Origin of the sequence: Meiothermus cerbereus (assembly GCF_051297115.1) — a bacterium.
GTDB classification, from domain to species: Bacteria; Deinococcota; Deinococci; order Deinococcales; family Thermaceae; genus Meiothermus; species Meiothermus cerbereus_A.
This window is the reverse complement of record NZ_JBEVAL010000018.1, coordinates 15,379-37,888: the sequence shown is the minus strand read 5'-3', so window position 1 is coordinate 37,888 and position 22,510 is coordinate 15,379. Positions and strand designations below refer to the sequence as shown.

General features: G+C 63.8%; 14 protein-coding genes. 4 read left to right on the top strand and 10 right to left on the bottom strand.

Going from position 1 to position 22,510, the window contains the following annotated elements:
• Positions 1–76: 76 nt before the first annotated feature.
• Both ABWU19_RS05595 and ABWU19_RS05590 read left to right on the top strand, forming a co-directional pair.
• Entirely contained in the window at positions 77–535 is a 459-nt protein-coding gene (locus ABWU19_RS05595) for a hypothetical protein (RefSeq protein ID WP_435900779.1), read from the top strand.
• A 179-nt stretch (positions 536–714) separates the two neighbouring features.
• Positions 715–1,467 carry a hypothetical protein gene (locus ABWU19_RS05590; protein ID WP_435900778.1) on the top strand — a complete coding sequence of 251 codons (753 nt, stop codon included), beginning with the start codon at positions 715–717 and terminating at the stop codon, positions 1,465–1,467.
• Positions 1,468–1,588: 121 nt separating this feature from the next.
• On the opposite strand, the gene ABWU19_RS05585 is transcribed toward ABWU19_RS05590, so the two are convergent.
• The 8 genes from ABWU19_RS05585 to ABWU19_RS05550 form a co-directional block, all read right to left on the bottom strand.
• Positions 1,589–2,308 (bottom strand): DUF58 domain-containing protein, encoded by a 720-nt coding sequence (locus ABWU19_RS05585; RefSeq protein ID WP_435900777.1) that lies wholly within the window; start codon positions 2,306–2,308, stop codon positions 1,589–1,591.
• 50 nt (positions 2,309–2,358) lie between these two features.
• Entirely contained in the window at positions 2,359–3,558 is a 1,200-nt protein-coding gene (locus ABWU19_RS05580; protein ID WP_435900776.1) for a glycosyltransferase, read from the bottom strand.
• Between the two features lie 25 nt (positions 3,559–3,583).
• Positions 3,584–4,756 (bottom strand): polysaccharide deacetylase family protein, encoded by a 1,173-nt coding sequence (locus ABWU19_RS05575; protein WP_435900775.1) that lies wholly within the window; start codon positions 4,754–4,756, stop codon positions 3,584–3,586.
• Positions 4,757–4,878: 122 nt separating this feature from the next.
• The gene (locus tag ABWU19_RS05570; protein ID WP_435900774.1) at positions 4,879–5,589 is read right to left on the bottom strand and encodes a glycosyltransferase; all 711 of its coding nucleotides are present in this window, start codon (positions 5,587–5,589) and stop codon (positions 4,879–4,881) included.
• A 145-nt stretch (positions 5,590–5,734) separates the two neighbouring features.
• The gene (locus ABWU19_RS05565; protein ID WP_435900773.1) at positions 5,735–8,311 is read right to left on the bottom strand and encodes an outer membrane protein assembly factor BamB family protein; all 2,577 of its coding nucleotides are present in this window, start codon (positions 8,309–8,311) and stop codon (positions 5,735–5,737) included.
• A 69-nt stretch (positions 8,312–8,380) separates the two neighbouring features.
• Positions 8,381–11,293 carry a tetratricopeptide repeat protein gene (locus tag ABWU19_RS05560; RefSeq protein ID WP_435900772.1) on the bottom strand — a complete coding sequence of 971 codons (2,913 nt, stop codon included), beginning with the start codon at positions 11,291–11,293 and terminating at the stop codon, positions 8,381–8,383.
• A 106-nt stretch (positions 11,294–11,399) separates the two neighbouring features.
• Positions 11,400–14,138, bottom strand: coding sequence for an aconitate hydratase AcnA (gene acnA / locus ABWU19_RS05555; RefSeq protein ID WP_435900771.1), 2,739 nt, complete (start codon positions 14,136–14,138; stop codon positions 11,400–11,402).
• A gap of 354 nt (positions 14,139–14,492) precedes the next feature.
• The gene (locus tag ABWU19_RS05550) at positions 14,493–14,702 is read right to left on the bottom strand and encodes a heavy-metal-associated domain-containing protein (RefSeq protein WP_314134118.1); all 210 of its coding nucleotides are present in this window, start codon (positions 14,700–14,702) and stop codon (positions 14,493–14,495) included.
• A gap of 99 nt (positions 14,703–14,801) precedes the next feature.
• Here ABWU19_RS05550 and ABWU19_RS05545 point away from each other — a divergent pair, with 99 nt between their 5' ends.
• Both ABWU19_RS05545 and ABWU19_RS05540 read left to right on the top strand, forming a co-directional pair.
• The gene (locus ABWU19_RS05545; protein ID WP_435900770.1) at positions 14,802–17,060 is read left to right on the top strand and encodes a vWA domain-containing protein; all 2,259 of its coding nucleotides are present in this window, start codon (positions 14,802–14,804) and stop codon (positions 17,058–17,060) included.
• A gap of 59 nt (positions 17,061–17,119) precedes the next feature.
• Positions 17,120–19,051 (top strand): S8 family serine peptidase, encoded by a 1,932-nt coding sequence (locus tag ABWU19_RS05540; RefSeq protein WP_435900769.1) that lies wholly within the window; start codon positions 17,120–17,122, stop codon positions 19,049–19,051.
• A gap of 60 nt (positions 19,052–19,111) precedes the next feature.
• Here ABWU19_RS05540 and ABWU19_RS05535 read toward each other — a convergent pair whose 3' ends face one another.
• Positions 19,112–21,871 carry a DNA translocase FtsK gene (locus tag ABWU19_RS05535; RefSeq protein ID WP_435900768.1) on the bottom strand — a complete coding sequence of 920 codons (2,760 nt, stop codon included), beginning with the start codon at positions 21,869–21,871 and terminating at the stop codon, positions 19,112–19,114.
• 142 nt (positions 21,872–22,013) lie between these two features.
• Positions 22,014–22,505, bottom strand: a complete 492-nt coding sequence (locus ABWU19_RS05530) for an OmpH family outer membrane protein (protein WP_435900767.1) — start codon at positions 22,503–22,505, stop codon at positions 22,014–22,016.
• Positions 22,506–22,510 lie beyond the last annotated feature (5 nt).

The following is a 22,510-nucleotide window of genomic DNA, read 5'->3' as shown; positions in this document are numbered from 1 at the left end:
CATTACTACTGCCTCCTGCACAGGGTGCGATAGACTTCCCTTGCAATAGCTGCACACTGCCGAGTAGGGTGGGGGTATGAAAAAGCATACTGGTCGCATTGGAGCAGTATTTGTGCTGTTGTTCGGCCTGGCATTTGCCAGCGGTGCGGATATTGGCTTTTCGGTACGAAACGGCCCTGGCGGTAATTTCATGGGTCATCTAGGACTCTACCTGGACGGCTACCCCATCGATTTTCGCTCCCAGCTGGTGGTGGGCTCCCCGGGCGGGCTTTACCTGAGCGCCGAGGTGGTGTATGTGCTGCCCATCTTCTTGCTGGTGCGGCCATACCTGGCCGGCGGGCTGGCGTTGGGTGTCACGGGCTACACCGCTCAAAACGAGTTGCGGCTGCGCTTTGGTGAGCGCTTCTATGCCGTTTTTTCGGCAGGTGTGCAGTTTCCTGACCGGGGTTACCGGCCTTACCTCGAGGTGAGCCAGATCATAGGCTCGGAGAGCTTTCAACGCTTCACGGTGGGCTTTATTGTGGGAGGCTTCTGAGACCGGTGGCTTTTTAGGCGCAGGTCTGCCAGTAAAAGCGTTGAATAAGAATCGCTCCGGTGCAGCAGACCGGACGAACCAAGGACACTTCTTACGGGTTGGCTTTGGCCTGATTCGGGCGGGGTTCATACAAAACCTAAGATGGCCCAGGGTCTGCAGGCGTTGTAGATTAGAGGGCGATGCACGCCCGCGATTACACCGCAACCCGCCCCCTGGTGGTCTTTCACCAGGGCCACAGCCGCTGGTTCGAGCCGTTACTGGCAGCCTCGTTGCACCACCACCTGCCCCTGTTTGTCTACCCAAGCCAGCCGGGAGCGAACCTCGAGGCCGCCCTCATGGGCCTTCAGGCTCTGGGGTTCCGGGGCGCGGTGCTGGAAGACCCCGGCCTGCAGGTTCTGGCCCTGGATGCCCTGCAAAACCTCGAGCCCGAGGCGCTTCAAGCCCGGCGGGTAGACCTGGTGCTGCCCGAGGTTACTGGAAACCGTGGGTTTTACCTCGAGCCCATCGCGCTGGCCAACCTGATTCGCCGCTATGCCTTCGGCGATAAAGCCCTCTGGCTGGGCCCTGTTCGCCCGGAACTGGCCCAGGGGCTGCGCGGACTGACCAAAGTCTCGGTGCTTGGCCGGAGTTTTCCCGAGGGCGAGGGCTTTCTGGAGCTTTTACCGCCGCCCCAGCGGGGGGTGGTGACAGCCGCTGAGGTGCAGGCCACGGTGGTGGCCCGCCAGGCCGACCTCATTGTGTATGCGGGGGGCAACCTGCCGCTGGCTTTGCTTCAACCCTACCACTGCGTAATTGCCCTCAAGCCTTTGCCTGCCGAAGCCCTGCGCCTTATAGGCGAGTACGTGCCCCCAGAGGAGTTCCAGAAGTTCCACCTGGCGGCCCTGCTGGAACCTCTGGGCTATGCCCTCCCACCAGAAACGTTTACGCTATAGCAGATCCAGGTGGGTTGCGCCAGGGTAGATTGACAAAACCCCGCGGAATGAGTCTATGCGTACCTGGCGCAATTCCTAAAGCGATCTTTCGGAACAGCATCTTGTATTTCAACGGAGAAACTTAGCGCTCCTCCAGAACGCCCTGCCGTAGCAAGGCTGGTACAATCGGTTCACCCACGCGCAAGAGCGCATAGCTACCCAGCCGACGGGCAATGGTTCTAAGAAGCAGCAGGTGTTTTTCCAGCGCCTCCTGGTAACCCTGTATTTCTGCCTGCCCCACCTCCATACGCTGGTCTACCTCCACATCGTGCAGCAGGGCCTCAGCAAAGCGGGGGGCCAGCTCCTCGGGGGCCATGATTTGAATGAGCACCACGCGCCAGAGCTTTTGCAGCATGCGCGGCCAGTCCGCCTCGTCCAGACCATCGGTTAGCAGCACCGTTACGCCCCTGGGCCGGGGCTGCTTGAGCAACACCGCAGGCCCCGGTTCCACCCAGCTGAGCTGGCCCCGGTAGCGGCCCCCACCCCACAAAAAAGCGCCTTCCGGCCTGGCCAGCCTTGTCAGGATACGTGCTACCCGCTCGGCATAGGCTTGCTTGCCATAGAGCAGCATGCTTTTAGAGCCATCCAGAAAAAACGTGAAGCGGGCTGGGGCTTCAGCCTGGAAGATGCGGGTATATAACCGCCCGGTGCGGGCATAGGCATGCCAGTCGATAAAGCGGGGCTCGTCACCCTGGGTGTAGCCGCGCAGCTCGTAGAACTCGAGGCCCCTCCCGGGTACCGCCTGGGTGCGTTCGCCCGCGAAGGGCTGGGTGGGGCGGGTGCGGATGCGGTAGCGGGTCATGGCAGGTGGCCTAGTGGGTTTTGCCCGCCTCCAAGGGCAAACAACCCCCTTTAGCGGGGGCTACCAAAGCTGCTTTCCGGTAGGCGTGGGAAAGGAATCTTGAGGCGGCGTGGTTCGATTTCCACCAGCCGGGTGGCCTCATCGTAGATTTCCACAATTTGCTCGGCTACGCGACGGGCTGTGCGCTGGTCGGCAAACTTGCGGGCCCCCTGGCTAAAACGCTGCCGCAGAGATTCATCCCGGAGTAGCTCGAGCGCCTTTTCCGCCATGGAGCGGTAGTCGCCCGGTGGCACCAGGTAGCCGCTGCTGCCCACCTCCACCCCTTGCAGCGTACCTTCGGCGCCCACTGCCACCACCGGCACCCCCACGGCCTGGGCCTCCCAGATGACCAGCCCCTGGGTCTCGGTTTCACTGGCAAACAGGAATAGCTCTGCCATGCGGTAGTAGCCGCCAATTTTCTCGTAGGCCACCGGGCCTACAAAGGTGATGTGTTCGGCCACACCAAGCTGCTGTGCCAGCCGCTCGAGCTCTTGCTGCTCTGGCCCCATCCCCACCAGGGCCAGGTGTGCATCCGATGCTTTGCGAATTTCGGCCAGGGCACGAATCACCACATCCACACTCTTTTCCTTGCCCAGCCGGCCTATGTGCAGCAAGCGCCGTTTGCCAGCGGGCCAGGGCGAAACCGGATCCGGGGCCGACTGCAAAATGTCGGTGTCGATGCCGGTGGGAATCACCTTGATTTCGCGCTCTATGGCGTAACTTTCGGCCAGTTGTTTGACCGGCTCGGTAGGGGCAATCACCACGTCGGCCCGGTTGTAAAAGGCCTGGCAGACTTTTTGCATGATGCCCATGTACTTGTTGAGGGTGGCCATGCCGGGGATGTAGTGGGCGTATTTTTCCAGGTGGGTATGGAAGGTTGAGACGTGCGGAAGGCGGTTGCGGTAGGCCAGCCGGGCGCCCCAGATGCCTATAAAAAGCGGGGTATGGGTATGGAAAATCTCGAATTCGGTGGGCAGCAGGCGGCTGCTGGGCATGGCCAGCCGCTGATTTTCGAAGAAAGGATAAGGCACACTGGGTATCCGTACCACCCAGTCCTCCTGGGGGTCGGCATCCGGCATCTCGGGGGCCAGCACCCAGGCCTCGTGGCCCATGCGACGCAACTCACGCTTGAGCAAGTAAACGCTGGTTGCAACCCCGTTTGGTCCAGGCAGATAGGCGTCGGTAAATAGGCCGATGCGGTAAAGACGCACGGGTATATGTTAGCACAGCGGTCGTTTACCGCTCTTGCAGGCTTTCCGGGGCTTTTGCGGTTTTGCGCCACCTGGCTAAGAATTCCTCTCGCGGGCTATACCCCAGCACCGCCAATGGTAGCGAGCGCTTGGGCAGTTCACCCCGGTACAGCCACAAAAACCAGGCGCTGGCCGTGCCGCCAATCAAGCGTTGCAGCAGCGTAACGGGGGCCAGGTGAAACCCAAACACACGCAACCCCGTGGCTGCCTGGGAGATACCCCATACACCCCGAATTTCCGGCCTGGACTGCACATACTCGGCCAGCAGGGTAAAGCCCTTGCGTCCCTCACGCAAAAGCTGCATCTGGGTCATGGCAGGGGTGCGCACCGAGTCGAGGTGCACCTCGAGGCTGGGCTCACCTTTCTTTAAACCAGGCTGGCTGGGACCAGGAAATGCGCAGGGGCTTACCGCCAGGTAATCGAAGGGCCCCAGTCCCAGCCGCTGTACCTTGTTCTTGATAAAGTACCGCTCATGTCCGCCCTGGCTGGCCCGCATCAGGCCCTCGCGCCAGGTGAGCGGTCGAACCTCGAGCTCGTCCAGCCGTACGGGCTGGTAGCCCAGCTCTTTTAGCCGGGGCAAAATTTCGTCCAGAATGGCCAGGGTTTGTGGAAACCGGTGGTTGTCGTGCAGCAGGATAATAGAGCCCGGCCTGCACCAGATCAGGATGCGCTGGGCCAGGGCCTGGGGGTCTTTGCTGGTCCAGTCCTGCGCCTCCACATCCCACAGCGCTACCTGTTTGCCAGCCGCTTTGGCCAGCAGGCGGGTTAGGGGAGAGTGGATGCCGTGGGGCGGGCGATAGAACCGGCCCGGTATGGCCCGAATTTGACGGGCCTCCTGCCAGGGCCACAGCAAGAAGGCCGGACGGTGTACCTGGCCGTGGCTTTCGACCTGGTGGCCTTCGGCCAGGATTTTGTCCAGCAGCTGGGGATAACGCTGCACCTGGCTCTGCAGCACAAAAAAAGTAGCTTTAATGCCATGCTTTCGCAGGCGCTCCAGGATGGCCTCGGTGTGGGGACTGGGGCCATCGTCGAAGGTCAGGGCGATTTTGGGGCTACTGCGGCTGCCCCAGGCAATCGCACCCACGCCCATCCAGCGGTAGACGATGTCGGCGCCCACATAGAGGGCCAGCAGCAGCAAAAGCAAAATGAGAATTTCCACGAAAACCTCCTTCGGGATGGCCCTGTTGTCTTTGACTCGGGCCTGGCGCCTGGCAAGCTAAAAGCGCACCTGCACGCAGAGCCGGAAGCCCCAGCCCCCTGGACGTGAGGGGGCAGGCGGGTTTACTGCCGTTCTCGGTCTGCGTAATAGTCGTTGCCATAGTCCTGCGGGGCTCCGCGCAAGCGGGCCCAGATATTTTTGAGGTGCACCCCGTACATCTTCCAGCGCCCTTTGCTCAGACGGCGGCCCGAGGTCAGCACCCGGGCCTTGGGGGTATAGACGATTTTGCCGCGTGCTTTTAGCTTGAGCATCAGCCGCAAGTCTTCGCCGTAAGGCACGTCATAGCCGCCGACCTCGAGGGCCACCGCTCGGCGAACGGCGTGGTTGCCCCCTGCGGTGTTGGGCTGGCCCAGCTTAGCCATGATGCCTAAAAACAGCGGGTAGCCGTAGCGCGAGAGCAGGCGGTCGAAGAGGGGGCCATCGAAAAACTCGAGCGGGCCGTAGGTTTCCACCACCTCCGGGTCGCTAAAAGCCTCCTGGATGGCCGCGATCCAGCCGGGCTCTACCCTGCAGTCGGCATCGGTGGCGGCCACAACCTCTCCGGTGGCGGCCTCGAGGCCAGTCTGGCGGGCAATGTGCAGGCCGGGCTTGGGCTGGTAGATGACCCGCACACCCAGGCTGCGCCCTATTTCGCTGGTGCGGTCGGTGGAGCCGTTGTCAACCAGAATGACTTCGTTGGGTGCTGGCTCCTGCCTTAATATCGACTCCAGGCACGCCCCAATCATCTCTTCTTCGTTGCGGGCCGGTACCACGACACTGACACTAGGTTTCATCGAATCTCCAATAAAAAGCCAGCAGCCTGCAGGGGCACCAGGCTACCGGGCCCCCTTAAAGCGCACGCTGCTATGTTAGCACAGCCACCCAGGCCAGCTTTGACTTGAAAATGATGGGCGAGGCTTTTGTCGTGTACCTGGCTGCTTACCTCATCCGGCCCGAACCGTTGGCGTCCCCGCCTTCCCGCGCCCAGGTGCCGGTGGCGAGTTGACCGCCGGCGTACACGCTGATCAGCCCCGTGCTGGTCCCCGCGACGACGGATTTGTTTGTCAAGAAAGCAGGCGAGGATTTGGTATCGTTATTACCTGCCGCGATGTGCCAGGCCAGGGCTCCATTGCTGGCATTGATCGCTCGTAGGGATTTGTCGGTAATGATGTACACCTGCCCGTTGTCGCCAATAGCAGGCGTGGCCTTGCAGATTGCGTTGTGCCAGTAGGACCACTTTTCGCTGCCGTTGGTGGGGTTCACGGCATATAGCCGATCTTGCGGCGGTGTCCCGCAGAGGTAGACCGTCCCGTCGGGGCCGATGGCAGGCGCACTCCATACATCGCCAAGGGGGATAGCATTCGACCACTTGACGGTCGCGCTTGGTGCGATGGCGGAGAGCATGCTGCTGCTGCGCACGTAGATCGTGCCGTCCGGGGCCATCGCCATCCCGCCGGGAGAACTCGGGGCAGCCACCGTCGCCAGCACCCCGCCGGTCGGAGCGTGCTTGCGTACCGAGGAGCTGCCGTTCGACCAGATGTGGCCGCTCTTATCCACCGCGACGCTATAAACACTCTCACCCACCTCGTCGCTCCAGCCCGGTGCGCCGTTCGCCGCCGAGAAGGTACGCACGGTGTTGCCGCCCGCCGTGACCACCAGGCCATTGGCGGTGAGCGCTACCCGGCGGATCTCGAGGTTGCCCAGCGGGTTGGTCTTCCACTTCTGGGTGCCATCCGGGTTGATGGCGTAAAGCGTGCCGCCAAAATCCCAGGCGTAGATGGTCCCGTCATTCCCCCGGCTGAGCCCCTGTACATTGCTGCTGGTGTTGTAGGTCCACTTGGGCGCGAGGGCGTAGGGGTAGGCCCGCACCGAGTTCCCCGAGCCGACGTAAACGGTGTCGTCCGGCCCCACCACCAGGCCCCCGCTCGCGTCGAAACCGGAGGCGTTGCCGGTGGTCTGGCCCGGAGGGGGGGTTTGGCGGCTGCTGAGGATCTGCGCCTCGAAGTTGTAGAGGGTGTAAGAAAAAGAGGGAACGCCCTCGAAGGCCGTGGTCAGGCCGGTGGAGAGCCCGATCCCGCCGTAGAGCTGCCAGGCGATGGGCGGGCCGAAGTCGGTCTTGAAGCGGACATAGGGCTGGAGGCCCAGGAAGGGCCCGGCGACCCCATAAATGAGGAAGCCGATCGAGGGTTCCACGAAAGCCTTGAGGTTCAGGGTGGAGTTGAATACCGGCCACTCGGGGGTGAAGGACAACTCTCTGGTTGACCACGTTCTGATGCTGTTGCTATTCGAGTCGTACGAGAAGCCGCCCCCGGCACTGCCCTCGGTGCTCATGCCGAACTTCACCCCGGCGGTCACGGTGCCGCCCGCGCCGACGTCCACCGAAAGAATCGGCGTTATCACCCACACTACCGGACCCGTCCACACCTCGATGCTATTGAACTTGTAATACAGCACACGAACCGCGATCTCGGGGAACTCGAAAGGAGCTTCCCCGTAAGGCGTACCGACCAGAGCCGAAGCCGAGACCTTGAGGTTCGTTTTGCGGCCATCGGGGCTGCTGGTGGAGACCTTAGAGTCGAGGTAAACATCCGGCGGTGGCTGCACAAGCTTCCCGTTCACCAGTTTGATCGGTCGGTAGATCATGTTAAAAGACACATTGATGCTCAAGCAGAGGGTTCCGGAAACCGTCACCTTGAGACCCGCCGCCACGCCGCCGGTGCCCGCCTTTGCGTCTAGGGTGCGGTTCACGTCCAGGCAGGTGCCCACGGCGCTGGGCCGCACGCCCTGGGGGAGCACCACGCCCTCGCCGTCAAGCACCAGCGTACGGTTGAGGATAAACGCCCCCTGCTGGACCACTTCCTGCATGTCGGCGGGCTCGGTCACGACGGTGGTGCCGTCGTTCGAGACGACCCGCCCGAAGTGCCCCTCGGGTGCCGCCGCCGACGGGCCGAGCACCAAAATCTCCTCGGGCTTGAGGGCCGTGATCTGTGGGTTGCCGCCCGCGAAGGTGAGCGTGGTGCGCCCGCCGCTGTCCCGAACCAACGAGGTAAGGGCTGCTGAGGCTGTGTCGTCCGCCACCCTGGTCTCGGGCGATATTTTGGTCACGACGGGCTGATACTCCACCTTGACCGAAGCCCCCGCTCCGGAACCCACCGTCACGCTCTGGGTGGCGACCGCCGGGCTATAGGCGGGGGCATCCTTTTCGCCGCTGCCCACCGCGAGTCCCCGGACCACGTAGTCGCCCGGGGGAAGCTCTAGGTCGGTGTCGGCAGTGACGGTGCGCTCGGACTGGTCCGTGCCGATCACCTTGACCACCGCCGCCGTACCGGTGGGTAGCCCGGTGATCTGCACCCGCAGCACACCGCCCTGAGTACCCGCCCCGCCGCAGGCCACCAGGGTTAGCAGGCCGAAGAGAAGAACTGGGTTGCGGACGCGCGCCAACGAGATCAGCGAAGCCCGCAGCACCAGGGTCAAAAAAGTCCGGGTCGCGCGGATAAACTGGGATTTTCCTAGCATAAAAGCCTCCTCTAGCTTGGTTTGAGGCCAAGCATAGGGGGAGGGCGTTATATGCCGTTATACGGGGGTCTAATCCACTGCTCTCGGAGCCGCTCGAGCCCCCACCGCTGGTTGCTGTAGTGCATAGGCCACGGTCTGCTCGAGGTTCATTTCCCTGCCCTGGGCCAGCGCTCGCTCGAAGGCCTGGGGCTCGAGCTGCTGGCGGCTGGTGGCGAGGTAGCGCTCGAGGTTGCCCGCACTCACCGGCGGCTCGGCCAGGCCCATGGCCTGGGTGAGGCCATAGATCGCACCCACCAGCCGCACCGCCCGCTCGAACTGCTCCAGGCGCAGGGCCAGCTCGACAAAGGACCCCAAAACCACGCCGATGCTCCAGCGGCGCTCGAGGGCGTAGAGGATGCGCAGGCCCTCCTCGAGGTGCTTCCAGGTTGCGTCCAGATCCTCCTGCTGCAGGGTCAGGAGGGCCAGGTTGACCAGGGAGACCGCGATGCCCTGCTGGTCGCCCAGTTCGCGCTTGATGGCCAGGCTCTCCTCGGTGAGGGCTCGAGCCCGGACGGGCTCGCCGAGTTCCGAGAGCACCTGGCCGAGGTTGCCCAGGGCGTAGGCGATGCCCCGCCGGTCCCCAAGCTCGCGCTTGCGGGCCAGGCTCTCCTCGAAGTAGGGCCGCGACGCCTCGAGCTGGCCGCGGTAGCCGTAGACCACGCCGATGTCGTTGAGGGTGGTGGCGATGCCGTTGCGATCGCCGATCTCGCGTCGCAGGCGCAGGCTTTCCTCGAAGTACGCCAGCGCCTGGTCGAGGTTGCCCTGCTCGCGGACGATGGTTCCCAGGCTGTGCAAAGCGCCCGCGACCTCGCCCAAGTCCTCCAGGCGCTGCCAGAGGTCCAATGCTTCTTGCTGAACCCCCAGGGCTTGCCTGTAGTCCCCCTGGTCCTTGGCCCGCTCGGCCAGGGCGTTCAGGGCCTTGGCGTGCAGGCGCGGGGGAATGCCCTCTAAGGGCAGGCTTAGGGCGCGCTCGAGCCAGACCCTGCCCTCGCGGTGATGACCGCGCACGTACCAGAAGTGGTGGAGGCCCGTCGCCAGCCGCAGCGCCAGGGGGGTATCTCGTCGGCTCAGCGCCCACTCCAATGCGGTTCGCAGGTTGTCGTGCTCGAGGGCCAGGCGCTCGAGCCACCGCGCCTCCTCTGGGCCGCGCAGGTAGGCACCGGCATCCTCGACCAGGGCCAGGTAGTGCTCGGCGTGGGCCTGGCGGATGGCCGGCAGAATCCTGCTCGCTTCGGCCCGCTCCTGGACCTGCTGACGAATTACCTCGTGCAACTCGAAGCGTCCGCTAGGGGTGCGGCGCAGCAGTGACTTGTCGGCCAGGGCCAGCAGGACGGGTGGGCTGACGCCCGCGACCTTGAGGGCTGCTTGCCGCTCGAAGCCACCCCGGAAAACTGCGAGGCAGGCCAGGGCCTGCTGCTGCTCGGGGGACAGGAGCCGCCAGGAATGCTCGAAGACCGCCCGCAAGGAGCGGTGGCGCTCGGGCAAATCGAGTGTGGGCGACTCGAGGAAGCCCAGGCTGCGCTCGAGCTCATCGGCGATGTCCTGGGGCGTGAAGGCCGAGACCCAGGCCGCTGCGAGCTCCAGACCCAGCGGCATCCCTTGCACCAGCTGACAAATCCGCAACACCGCTGGGGCTACCTCGGGGGTGAGGGCAAACCGGGGCCAGACCCGGTTGGCCCGCTCTACGAACAGCCGCACCGCGCTCGAGCGCCGCACGGCCTCCAGCCCATACCCCGGCGGGTAGCCCAGGCCCTGGAGCTCGAGTACCCACTCCGCCTGCAAGCGCAACCGCTCGCGCGAGGTGACCAGGAGCCGCAGGTGGGGGGCTTCGCGCAGCAGTTCCAGCACCAGTTCGGCCCCCTCCATCAGGTGCTCGAAGTTGTCGAGCACCAGCAGCATCTCCCGCCCGCGCAGGTGCTCGAGCAGCCTGGCCTTGGGGTCGGGGGCGCGGCTCAGGCTGAGGCCGAGGGCCTCCGCAATGGCCGGGACGATGAGGGTGCTGTGGGAGAGGGGAGCCAGCGCCACGAACCACACCCCATCGGCGAAAGCCCCAAGCTGGCTCTCGGCCACGCTGAGCGCCAGGCGGGTCTTGCCCATCCCGCCGGGGCCGATGAGGATGATCAGCCGCTCGCCGGACTCCAGTTGCCGGTTGACCAGGCTTAGCTCCTCTTCACGCCCGATGAAGGTGGTCAGGCGGGTCGGCAGGTTGTGCTGGGCGCGGTAGGTCGCAGTCTGGGGCGGAGTGGCACGAAGCAACTCCCTGAGCAGGCGCTGGGTGGCAGGGTCGGGCTCCAGCCCCATCTCGCCTTCCAGGCGACGGACGAAGGCGGTGTAGCGCTCGCGGGCCTGCTCGGCCTCTCCCAGCGCTACCGCCAGCTGGAGGAAGGTCTGTACGGCCCGCTCGTTGAAGGGGTCACGCTCCAGCAGGCACTCGAGCTGCCTCAGCAGTTCCTGCGAGGGCTGGGACTCGGCCACCTGGCTCAGCAGCGCGTCGCCCCAGGCAGTCTCGAGGTCGGCGCGCTCGGCCTCGAGCCAGTCTTCGAGGCCCGGCAGGCCGTAGACCTTCACCCCCTGGAGAAAAGGCCCGCGGTAGAGTTCCACCGCCCGGGCCCACTGCCCACGGGCCAGGGCCTGCCGGAAGAGCCGCACGTCCAGCTCGGCCAGCCAGCGCACCCCGCCCGCGTCGGCCTCGAGGCCCTCCACCCCTTTCATCTGTCGTACCCGGTGCAGCAACTGGCGCAGGTTGTTGCGGGCGGAGGTGGGCTCGAGGCCGGGCCAGAACAGCTCCAGCAGTTCTTCACGGCTGACCCAGTCCTCCTGGGCCCCCAGGTAGGCCAGCAGCCACAGGGGGCGCTCCTTGGGCAGTGGCACGACCGCCTCGCCTCGCTCGAGGCGCGGCGAACCCAGGAGCCGAACCCGCGTGCCCACAATGTTCCTCACCATAGCAGAACCAGACCAGCGAGGACGTTATTTTTGACCACCGAAACCGGCGGCACCCGAAAAAAACAACGGCAGAGGCAAAGCCCCCGCCGTCGCTGTAGGGTGGGTTTTACGCTTTCGCCTTCTCGGAGAGCATGTTTTTCAGAACAGTCTGCAGAATGCCGCCGTTCTTGTAGTAGTCCACCTCGACCAGGGTGTCGATGCGGGCTTTGACCTGGAAGCTTACCTGGCTGCCATCGGCGCGGGTAGCCACCACGGTGAGCTCTTTGCCGGGGGTGATGTCCTCGAGGCCTTGAATGTCGTACACCTCGTAGCCGGTAAGACCCAGGCTGGCGGCGTTCTGGCCGGGCTGGAACTGCAGGGGCAGCACGCCCATGCCCACCAGGTTGCTGCGGTGGATACGCTCGAAGCTCTGGGCAATAACGGCCTTCACGCCCAGCAGATAGGTGCCCTTGGCCGCCCAGTCGCGGCTGCTGCCGTTGCCGTACTCGGCGCCGCCGATCACAATCAGGGGCGTGCCCTCGGCCTTGTACTGCATGGCCGCATCGTATACAAACATTTCCTCACCCGAGCCTGGCTCGAATCCCCGATCCGACTTGGGCAGCTTCTTGGTGTAGGGGCCCTCCTTGCCGTCCAGCATCAGGTTGCGGATGCGGATGTTGGCGAAGGTGCCGCGCATCATCACCTCGTGGTTGCCGCGCCGCGAGCCGTAGCTGTTGAAGTCGGCGGGTTCGACCCCGTGGCCCATCAGGTAGCGGGCCGCGGGGGAGTTCTTGGCAATGTTGCCGGCGGGCGAGATGTGGTCGGTGGTGATGGAGTCGCCCAAAAGCAGCAGCACCCGCGCACCCTTGATGTCGCCGATCTCGCGGGCCTGGTTCAGGTTTTCGAAGAAGGGGGGGTTCTGGATGTAGGTGCTGGCCGGGTCGAACTGGTAGAGCTGGCCGGTGGGGGCGGGCAGGGCCTTCCAGCGCTGGTCGCCCTCGAATACGGTGGCGTACTGGCGGCGGAACATCTCGGCATCCAGGGTCTGGTGGACGGCCTGACGAATCTCTTCCTGGCTGGGCCAGATGTCCTTGAGGAAGATGGCCTTGCCGTTGGGGTCGTAGCCGATGGGCTCGCTGGTGAAGTCAATATCCATCCGCCCGGCCAAGGCATAGGCCACCACCAGCATGGGAGAGGCCAGGTAGTTGGCCTTTACATCGGGGTTGACCCGGCCCTCGAAGTTGCGGTTGCCCGAGAGCACTGCCGCTACCACCAGGTCGCCTTCCTTGACCGCCCTGGAAATATCTTCGGGCAGCGGCCCTGAGTTGCCGATGCAGGTGGTGCAGCCATAGCCCACGGTGTGGAAACGCAGGGCCTCGAGGAAGGGGGTGAGTCCGGCGGCGTCGAGGTACTCGGTGACCACCTTGGAGCCGGGGGCCAGGCTGCTCTTGACCCAGGGCTGGGTGTCCAGACCGGCCTCCACAGCCTTTTTAGCCAGCAGGCCTGCCCCCAGCATCACCGAGGGGTTGGAGGTGTTGGTGCAGCTGGTGATGGCGGCAATCACCACCGAGCCGTGGGTGAGCTCGAACTCGTCGCGGCCCCGCTGGACAACCACTTTTTTAGCGAGCTGCTCGGGCTTTAGGCCGAATCCGCGCTCCTTGGGGTCTTTGCTTAGGTGTTCCAGGAAGCTCTGCTTCACCTCGCCCAGGTTGACCCGATCCTGGGGGCGCTTGGGGCCGGCCAGGGCGGGCACCACGCTGGAGAGGTCGAGCTCGAGGTGCTCGCTGTAGACCGGGGCGGCCTCGTCGGTGCGCCACAGACCCACGGCCTTGGCGTACTTCTCCACCAGGTCTACCTGCTCGTCGGAGCGGCCCGTGAGGCGCAGGTAGGCGATGGTCTCCTCGTCGATGGGGAAATAGCCCATGGTGGCCCCGTACTCCGGCGACATGTTGGCAATGGTGGCGCGGTCGGCCAGCGAGAGTTTGGACACGCCGGGGCCATAGAACTCCACAAACTTGCCCACCGCCCCATGCTTGCGAATCATCTCGGTTACCCGCAGCACCAGGTCGGTGGCGGTGGCCCCCTCGGGCAGCTCGCCCAGCAGTTTGAAGCCGATGACTTTGGGCGCCAGCATGTAGTAGGGCTGGCCCAGCATCACCGCTTCGGCCTCGATGCCACCCACCCCCCAGCCCAGCACGCCCAGGCCGTTGATCATGGTGGTGTGGGAGTCGGTGCCCACCAGGCTGTCGGGGAAGGCGTAGAGCCTGCCGTCCTCGGCCTTCCCTGTCATCACCACCGAAGCCAGGTACTCGAGGTTCACCTGGTGCACGATGCCGGTGCCGGGGGGTACGGCGCGGAAGTTTTTGAGGGCGTTCTGGCCCCACTTAATCAGGCGGTAGCGCTCCTCGTTGCGCTTGTACTCGAGCTCTACGTTCTGGGCAAAGGCATACGAAGTGCCGAAGTAGTCCACCTGCACACTGTGGTCAATCACCAGGTCTACCGGTACGGTGGGGTTGATCATCTCGGGGTCGCCGCCCAGGCGGGCCACGGCATCGCGCATGGCGGCCAGGTCTACCACCGCTGGTACGCCGGTAAAGTCTTGCAGGATGACCCGGGCCAGCATCAGCGGCACATTGACCTCGCCGGGGTCGGGCTGCCAGTTGGCCAGGGCCACCACGTCGTCTTTGGAAATCTTGTACTCGTCGTGGTTGCGCAGGAGGCTTTCTAGCATCACCCGGATGCTAAAGGGCAGCCTGGACACCGGCGCGATGCCCTGACGCTCGAGTTCCATAATGTCGAAGTAATGCACCTCACCCATTTTGGTGGAGAGGCTTTTGCGGGTTTTAAAGTCGTCTCGGTAGGCCATAGTTTCTCCTTTGCTACAAGCCGTCTAGTGGTTCAGGCACAATCCCAGCACCGCCAAACTGAACGCAGTAAGTGCTTGTACAGGCTACTGCGATTTGCTTGGTGTAAACACCATAGCGTACCCCAACCCTGATGTAGAAAATGGGTTGTGTACAACGGACAGCTCCGTTTTGGTTTTGGGCTGGTTTCCATGCCTGGGCGGGTGCGCCCTGCCTCAGACGTTCCTATGTTACCTGCATGGGGGCCTTGCTGCAAATGGCTTCGGAAATGAACTTGCTATCCCCGCAGGCAAAAGGACTGTGCGGGGCCTCTTGCCGCAGATAAAACCCCAGGTTTGGGAGACCGCCCAGGTGAACTACAGCATGCCCGCTAGAAAGCCCTGCTCCCGCACCACCCGGATCAGATCCATCACGGTGAGCTGCTGAGGATCGTACTCGACCTCGAGCTGCCCTTTATCGGCAGGCTGGACGCTATGCACACCTTCAAGTTTTCTAATCGCGCCCGATACCTTGGCTACTTGCTCAGGCCGCTCCATGCCCCGCACACCCAGCAACACTCGGTTCATACTGGTTGTAATTGTAGGGGATGTGTGGCCCTTGGTCATGGTCTGGTATCTGCGGCTTTACTTGCTTTTGCATAAGGGGGGATACTCGATAATAAACTCATGTTGTTCTGGCTTCGCGCTGCCGTGACGGCCTTGCTGCTGCTGGCATTCTGGGGGCCCAGCCTGCCTGTGCAGCCGGTGCGAACCGTTGTGTTGCTCGACCAAAGCCCCTCGGCGCGCGCGGCGGTGTGGGAGGTGGCACCGCAGCTAGATCTGCCGGGCGCCCAGTACGTGGCTTTTGCCAGTGGGGCGGTTCAGGTGGCCTCGCCCACGGCCCGCAGGCTGGATCTGGGTGAGGGTACGCTGCTTAAAGAGGCGCTGCGGAAAGCCCAGGCCCTGAACCCAGACCGCATTGTGCTGGTCTCGGATGGTCTTTTTCAGGATAGGGCCGAGCCGGTAGGCATTCCCATCTATGGCCTTTATCTTCCCCCCAGCCCCCACATTTCACTATCGCTTCTGGCCCCGGCCCTGCCTGCTAAAGGTGAAACCATTGAGGTGCGGGCGGTTTTGGATTTCACCGGCGCACGAGCGCCAGCGAGTCCCGATAGGGGATCGTCCGTTGGTGCACGAGCGCCAGCGAGTCCCGATAGGGGATCGTCCCCCGAGCGCATACGGGCCAGGCTGACCATAAACGGCCCAGCGGGGCGGCTCGAGCGCGACCTCGAGCTTGAACCCGGGCGCAGCAGCGTGGGGTATCGTTTTCAACTGGACGAGCCCAGTGTGGTAACGGCCCAGGTGGAGAGTTCCTTGGGTAGCGAGCAAGCCCGCCTCGAGCTAAGCCCCTCCGACTCCACCCGGGTCTGGGTGCTGGGGGATGCGGCCCTGGCCCGCTACCTTAAAGCCCAGGGTTTCGCTGTGGAGGAGCGGCAAGAAATTACCCTGCCGATCCGGGCCGAGGTGGTGGCCCTGGGGGTAGGGGCGCGGGACTTATCGGCTGCCGAGCTGGATGCCCTGCAAAGCTTTTTGAACCAGGGGGGCAGCCTCTTGTGGACGGCTACCCCCAGGGGATTGTTTTTTGGCGGCTGGGAGCGCACCAGCCTGGCCGATAGCCTGCCGGTGGAGCCGCTGGAAGAGCCAGGTGGGGTGGGGATCGTATTGGTGCTGGATGTCTCGGGCAGCATGCTCGAGGCCGACAAGCTGGGGCTGGCGGTGGTGGGTTCGCTCGAGCTGATCCGCTCGGCACGCCCCCAGGACTACATTGGGGTGGTAATTTTCTCCGACCGCCCGCGCTGGCTGTTTCGCCCACGGCCCATGACCGAGCAGGGCCGCAAAGAGGCCGAGAGCCTGTTGCTGTCTACCTCGGCAGGAGGAGGCACCATGATTCGCCGGGCCTACCTCGAGGCCCTGGAGGCTTTAGAGCCAGTCCCTACCGCATCCAAGCAGGTAATAGCCCTGACCGACGGGCTGGCTGCCGATGTAACCCCCGACCTGTTCGATGCGGCCCGCGATGCCAGCCCCAAGATCAAGACCAGCACGGTGGCGATTGGGGCCGATGCCGACCGCCAGTTTTTGCGCGAGCTGGCCCAGGCTGGGGGCGGCAGCTTCTGGGATGTGCCCAGCCCGCAAGACCTGCCCCGCTTTTTCCTCGAGGAGGCCCAGCGGGCCTTCAAGCGGGAAGCCCTCGAGGGCAGTTTTCCGGTCTCGGTGAGGCCGCATCCTGTCACCCGCGACACCAGCCCGCCTGCCCTCAGGGTGATACTGCCGGCCAGAACCAAGCCCTGGGCCCAGACCCTGCTAAGCTCGGGCGAGGGCACCGTACTGGCGGTGGGGGAGAGCGGGCGGGGCCGGGTAGCGGCCCTGACCACCGACCTCTCGCGCTCCTGGCGGGACTGGCGAGGTGCCTCTGCCCTTCTTGCCGAGCTGGTGCGCTGGCTCTCGCAGACCCCGGCCCGCCCCCGTGTGCAGGCCATACGGGAGGACGATTTTGTAAAGGTGCTGCTCGAGGGCCAGTTTGAACGCCCGAGCCTGCGTGCCGCCGGACTGGAACAAAGCTTTGCCCCCACCGGGCCCCTGCGCTTCGAGGCCCGTTTGCCCAAAGAAGCCATGGGCCAGGCGGTGGTCTTCGAGAACGAGCAGCCCCGCCTGCGCTTGCTGCTGCCCAGCCTGCCAGAGTGGCGCCTGGAGGATGGCCGGGCCAACCTGGGCCAGCTTGCGGAAGCCAGCGGAGGCCAGCTGCTTGCCAGCACCGACGAACTCCGTCGCCTGGAGGGCCGCAAAGCCCTGAGCCTGCAACTGCCCCTCGTTGCCCTGGCGCTGCTGTTGTTCTTGCTGGAGCGCTACCTGGAACACAGACGATTTACCACGATTGTGGGCGCCTAGGTTACGGTACTGGTCAGAACTGGCTTGACTTATGCCTGGGCAGCGTTAGTGTGAAGTAGATGCGCCTCTATATTCTTTCGGCTTTGTTGGTGCTGGCGGGCTGCTCGACACAGGGGGCCTTGGCCCCTGCCCACACCATTCCTGGCGTGGTGGTTATGGAGGGCCTTGAGGGCGGCCTGGCCTTGCGGGTGGGTACCAACGTGGCCTGGCACCTAGATGCACTCAGCAGCTGGTTCAGGGTAAGCCCCAGCAGTGGCATCGGCCCCAAAGTGGTTCAGCTCAAAGCCGATTTTACCGGCGAGGTTGCCGACCAGCCGGAGTACACTGGCCGCCTGATGGTCTCGGGCGACGTGGAAGCCATGGTTGAAGTGCGCCTGCCCCTGGTGCGGGTGGTGGGTGCGGTGGCCGAGGGGGCGTCCCCCAGCGCCCAGACAATGGGTGTGGGAACTCGAGCAATGTCCGCTCAGGCTCTGCCGGAAACCCAAGGCGCGAAGCAAACCGAGGTCCTGGTCAAGTACCGCCGAGACCTGCGGGCGGTGGCCTTGCCCCAGGGGGTCCGGGTGCTTTCGCACGACCAGGTGGGCCGTGTTACCAAGCTTTCTACCTCGAGCCCTGAGGCGCTGCTGCAGCGCCTGTACCTCGACCCCAGCGTGGAGTGGGCCGAAATAAACGGTATAGTAACGGCCCAGGGCGAGCCCACCGACCAGTTTTATCCCCAGCAGTGGTACCTGCGCACCACCGGCGCACGCTTTACGTACCTGCAAACCTACCAGAACCCCATCACGGTAGCGGTGATAGACACCGGGGTGCGCTACGACCACCCCGACCTTGCAGGACGGCTATGGCAGCCCGGAGAAGGCGCCTACGACTTCGTGGGCGACGCGGCCCCTCCCGATGACCCCAAAAAGCCCTACGACCCCTGTGGTCCCCCCGCCCCCGACAACCCCGGCGACACCGACCCCACCGACCCGTGCGATCAGCAGGCCCCGACAGGCGGCAGCCACGGAACCCACGTAACCGGCATTATGGTGGCGACCAGCGGTACCTTTACGCCGGCCTGCCCCACCTGCACCGACTCGGGCATCGTCGGGATGGCCTACAATGCGCCCATCAAGGTGCTGCCGCTGCGGGTATTGGGCTCGAGGGGCAGCGGTTCTTTCGAGGACGTGGCCCTGGCCATCCGCTATGCCGTGGGCATCCCGGTGCAGAAGGCCGGCCAGACGCTGATTAACCCCCGGCCTGTGCAGGTCATCAATCTTTCGCTGGGTGCACCAAATTTCTCTCATATAATGTGCGAGGCTGTTTCGGACGCGGTGGCTCGAGGTGTGCTGGTGGTGGCGGCAGCAGGCAACACACAGTCCCCGGTTCCGGGCCAGATGTTTTACCCTGCATCCTGTCCGGGGGCCATCTCGGTGGCGGCCACCGACCGCTATAACCAGGTGGCCTACTACAGCCAACAAAACAGTAGGGTAGATGTGGCAGCCCCGGGTGGCAACACCACCCAGCCCGGCGGTGGTATTCTTTCAACCACCTGGAATTACACCACCAACTTGCCCAACTACACCTTCTATATGGGCACTTCCCAGGCCACCCCTCAGGTAGCGGCGGCCCTGGCTATGTTGTTGTCGAGTGGCCGGGCCAGCACGGCCAGCGAGGCCTGGAATCTGGTTCGCGCCAACCTGACCGACCTGGGTGCCCCTGGCCGCGACGATGCCTATGGGTATGGCCTGCTCAACCTGCCGGGCGCTTTTGCCTGGACACTGCCCAAAGGCGATTTTGTAGTCAACTTCAGCGGCCCCAGCCCCCGGCAGCTTCCAGTGGTGAATGGGCGGTTTCAGACCTATCTGGTGCCGGGACGCTACCTGGTGACCGCCTGCCGCGACGACTCGGGCAATGGTCTATGCGACAGCGGCGAGCCCAGGGCGGAACGCCCGCTGCAGGTGAGCGGCAGCAATGCCCTGGATCTGGGGACGCTATATGTGGGGCCGTAGTTTTTTGGCAAGGCGTGATAAGGAATAACGTTTGGCTCGAGGCGCCATAGCTGATTGTGGCTATCCTCCGCCAAAGTACTCCGGTAGCTGGTCGCGGGTAATCAGCACCTCCCGGGGTTTGCTGCCCTGGTGCGGCCCCACGATGCCCATGGCCTCGAGGGCATCTACCAGCTTGCCGGCGCGGGCATGCCCCACCGAGAGTCGGCGCTGAAGCCTCGAGACCGAGGCGTAGCCCTCCTCAATCACAATCTCGGCGGCTTTCTTGAGCAGGGGGTCGCCAAAGTCGACGTCGCCCGCCTCGGCGCTCCCGCTCCCGCCCAGGTTCAGGGGGCCTTCAAAATCGCTGCCGTACTGCACCACGAAGGCGTCCTCGAAGCTCTGTTCACGTAAGAAGGCGGCGATGCGGTGCACCTCGGTCTCGGACAGGAAGGGGCCTTGCAAACGCACTGGTTTGGGCAGACCCGGCTGGTGGAAGAGCATATCGCCCTGTCCCACCAGCCGCTCGGCCCCGTAGGTATCCAAAATGGTGCGGGAATCGAAGCCCGACGAGACCGCGAAGGCCATGCGGGCAGGGATATTGACCTTGATGAGCGAGGTCAGGATGTCCACCGAGGGACGCTGGGTAGCCAGAATCAGGTGCATTCCGGTGGCTCGAGCCATCTGGGCCAGGCGCAAAATGGCCTGCTCCACTTCCTTGGGGGCGGTAATCATCAGGTCGGCCAGCTCATCAATCACGATGACCAGATAGGGCAGGGTAGCCTCGCCCGCGGCCCGCATCTTTTGGTTGAACTGCTCGAGGTTTCGCGCGCCCACCTGGCTCATCATTTTGTAGCGCCGCTCCATGTGGGCCACTGCCCCCAGGAGCACCCCGGCGGCATCGGCGGGGTTGGTCACCACTGGCCGCACCAGGTGCGGGATGCCCTCGTAAGGCGTGAGCTCCACCATCTTGGGGTCAATCATCAAGAAACGCAGCTCGGTGGGAAGGTACTTAAAGAGCAGGCTGGTAATGAGGGTGTTGACGGCTACCGATTTACCCGAACCGGTCGAACCCGCAATTAGCAGGTGGGGCATGCGGGCAAGGTCTTTAACCCAGACTTCGCCGTCGATGCTCTTGCCCAGCACCATCGGCAGGGTATCTTTGCTACGGGTAAAGGCACTGGACTGGATGGCCTCGCTGTAGCGCACCAGCTCGCGTTCGGTGTTGGGCACCTCGAGGCCAATCACGCTTTTGCCCGGGATGGGGGCCTCGATGCGCACCGAACCGGCGGCCAGGGCCAGGGCCAGGTCGTTATGGAGGTTCTGCACCCGGCTGATTTTTTCGCCAGGGGCGGGCTCGAGCTCGAACCGCGTAACCGTGGGCCCGCGGGACCAGCTCACCACCCGGGCCTCCACCCCGTGATGCCTCAGCGTGTTGTTGATGAGCTCAACCTGCCGCTGGGTGTTGTATTCCAGAATCTTGGGGTCGAAGCGAGGAGGCTCGGGGGGGTCGAGCAGATCAAAACCTGGCAATTTGAGGGCCGTCGAAGACCTGGCCGAAGCAGTGGGAATAGGGGCGCTTTTGGTCTTGCTCAGGGGGCTTTCCGGTGCAGGCGTTTTGCTGGCGGTATGCACCTTGTCGGGTTCGGGGAAGATCAGATCGAAGTCGAAGGCCGGCTCGGCGGGGGGTCTGGCTGTTGCCACCTCGAAGGCGGGCGGTTCGGCTTGCAGGCCTTTTTCCAGCAGAACCCGAAGCCCAGCCGGGTGGGCTTCCAGCGGTGCAGACTCCACCCACTCCTCCCAGCGCAGCCAGCCGTCTACCCGCTGTTCCAGGTCCCGTGTAAGGGCTTCGCATTCCTGCCAGGCCGCCAGGCGGTTTTGGTGCTCGTCTAAGGCGGTCAGCAAGACCCGTGCCGTGCTGGGGCTGGCCAGCACTTTGGCGGCAGCCTCGGCCTGGCGGGTGAGGGTCTGGGTTTTGCTCAGCAGGGCGCCAATCTCCAGCACCAGGGCTGCGCGGCGTTCCTCCAATGTTTGGGCCAGGCCATCGCCTTTTAGCGGCGCGGCCAGCGCAGCAGCCAGGCGCTCGAGGCGTTCCGCAAGGGGACGCGCTTCGGCGGCCAGCTTACCCGCTAACTCTTTGCTGCGTTCGGTTTTAAAGTCGTTCAGCAGCCGGGCCAGCCCCTCGATGGCCTGCCTGTCTTGGGGGTTGCGGCGAAAAGCCTCGAGGTCTGTTTGCAGGGTTAGCAAGGCCTTGTGTTCGGGGTAGCGCACAGCCAGAGCCCGAACCTCCTGAAGCAGCCGGTTGGCGGCCTGGGAAAGCCGAAAGGCTTGGTATAAGCGCCTGCCCGCAAGCACGACTCGCCGAAAGCCCTTGCTAAGGAGGAAACCGGGTTTCTGGCGTAGCGCCAGGTCGGCCACGAAACTGAGGGCCAGCAGGGGGATGAGCAGGCCGAAATTGCCCAAATTGCCCACCAGCAAACCATGCAGGCTGCTGCCCAGTAGCCCCCCAGAAGGCCTGGAGAACTGGGCCACCAGCGGCAGGGTGATTACACCCGCAAGCGATAGCAGGGCGGTGGCTCTAGCAAAACCGCCCAGAGGCCGATCCAGCAGCAGCCACACGCTAAGCAAGGCCAGCGCTGGGGGAATAAGCCAGGCCAGATACCCCAGGTTGCCCCAGAAAAACCCCTGAATACTGCTGCCTACCTGCCCGGCCAGATTGGAGCCGAAATAGATGGCGGCAGCGAGCAGCGCTGCCAGCCCCATTACCAGCAAAGCGAAAGCCTCGAGGTCGCGCTTGCGTTCCGTAGGGGAGGCTTTACCTGCTTTGGATTTGCCCTTCGCCATCGCTTACGATTCTAACATATCGGTGGGTTCGCAAGGGTTGCCTTGCAGACGCTATATTTCTGGCGCACGGCTGTTTATTTGGCTTGCTCAAGGCTACAGGCCACAGGCTGCAATAAAGCACCTGTAGCCTGCGAGGTATAGCTTACTTGGGGAGGGCTTTGATCACGGCATCGGTGATCTCGAGTTCGTCGGCAGCATAAACAACCAGACCACTGGTGGCTGCCACCTTCTTATCAAATACCATGGCAAAGCCCTGCTGCTGGGCCACCCGGGCGATGACCTGGTCAATTTCTTCGGTGATTGGCTTCAGGGCAGCGTTGGTGCGATCGGTCCATTTCTTGCTCGCTTCTTGCAGGCTTTGGGCCAGCACACGGTAATCCTGCTGCTCCTTGGCGGTGGCGTTTCCGGCCCGCAGCTTGGCCTCGAGGGGTTGAAGCTGATCGCGGATGGGCTTTAATTCACGCTCGGCCTGATTGCGGATGTCCTGCACCTTTTTGAAGTCCTTGTGGGCTTGCACCACCTTTTCGGCATCCACATAGCCAATGCGGTTCGGTGTGGGGCGGTTTTGCGCGATGAGGGAACCACCCAGCATCAAGCTTAGAAGTACCATTGCAAACAACCAGTTCTTGTTCATATGTT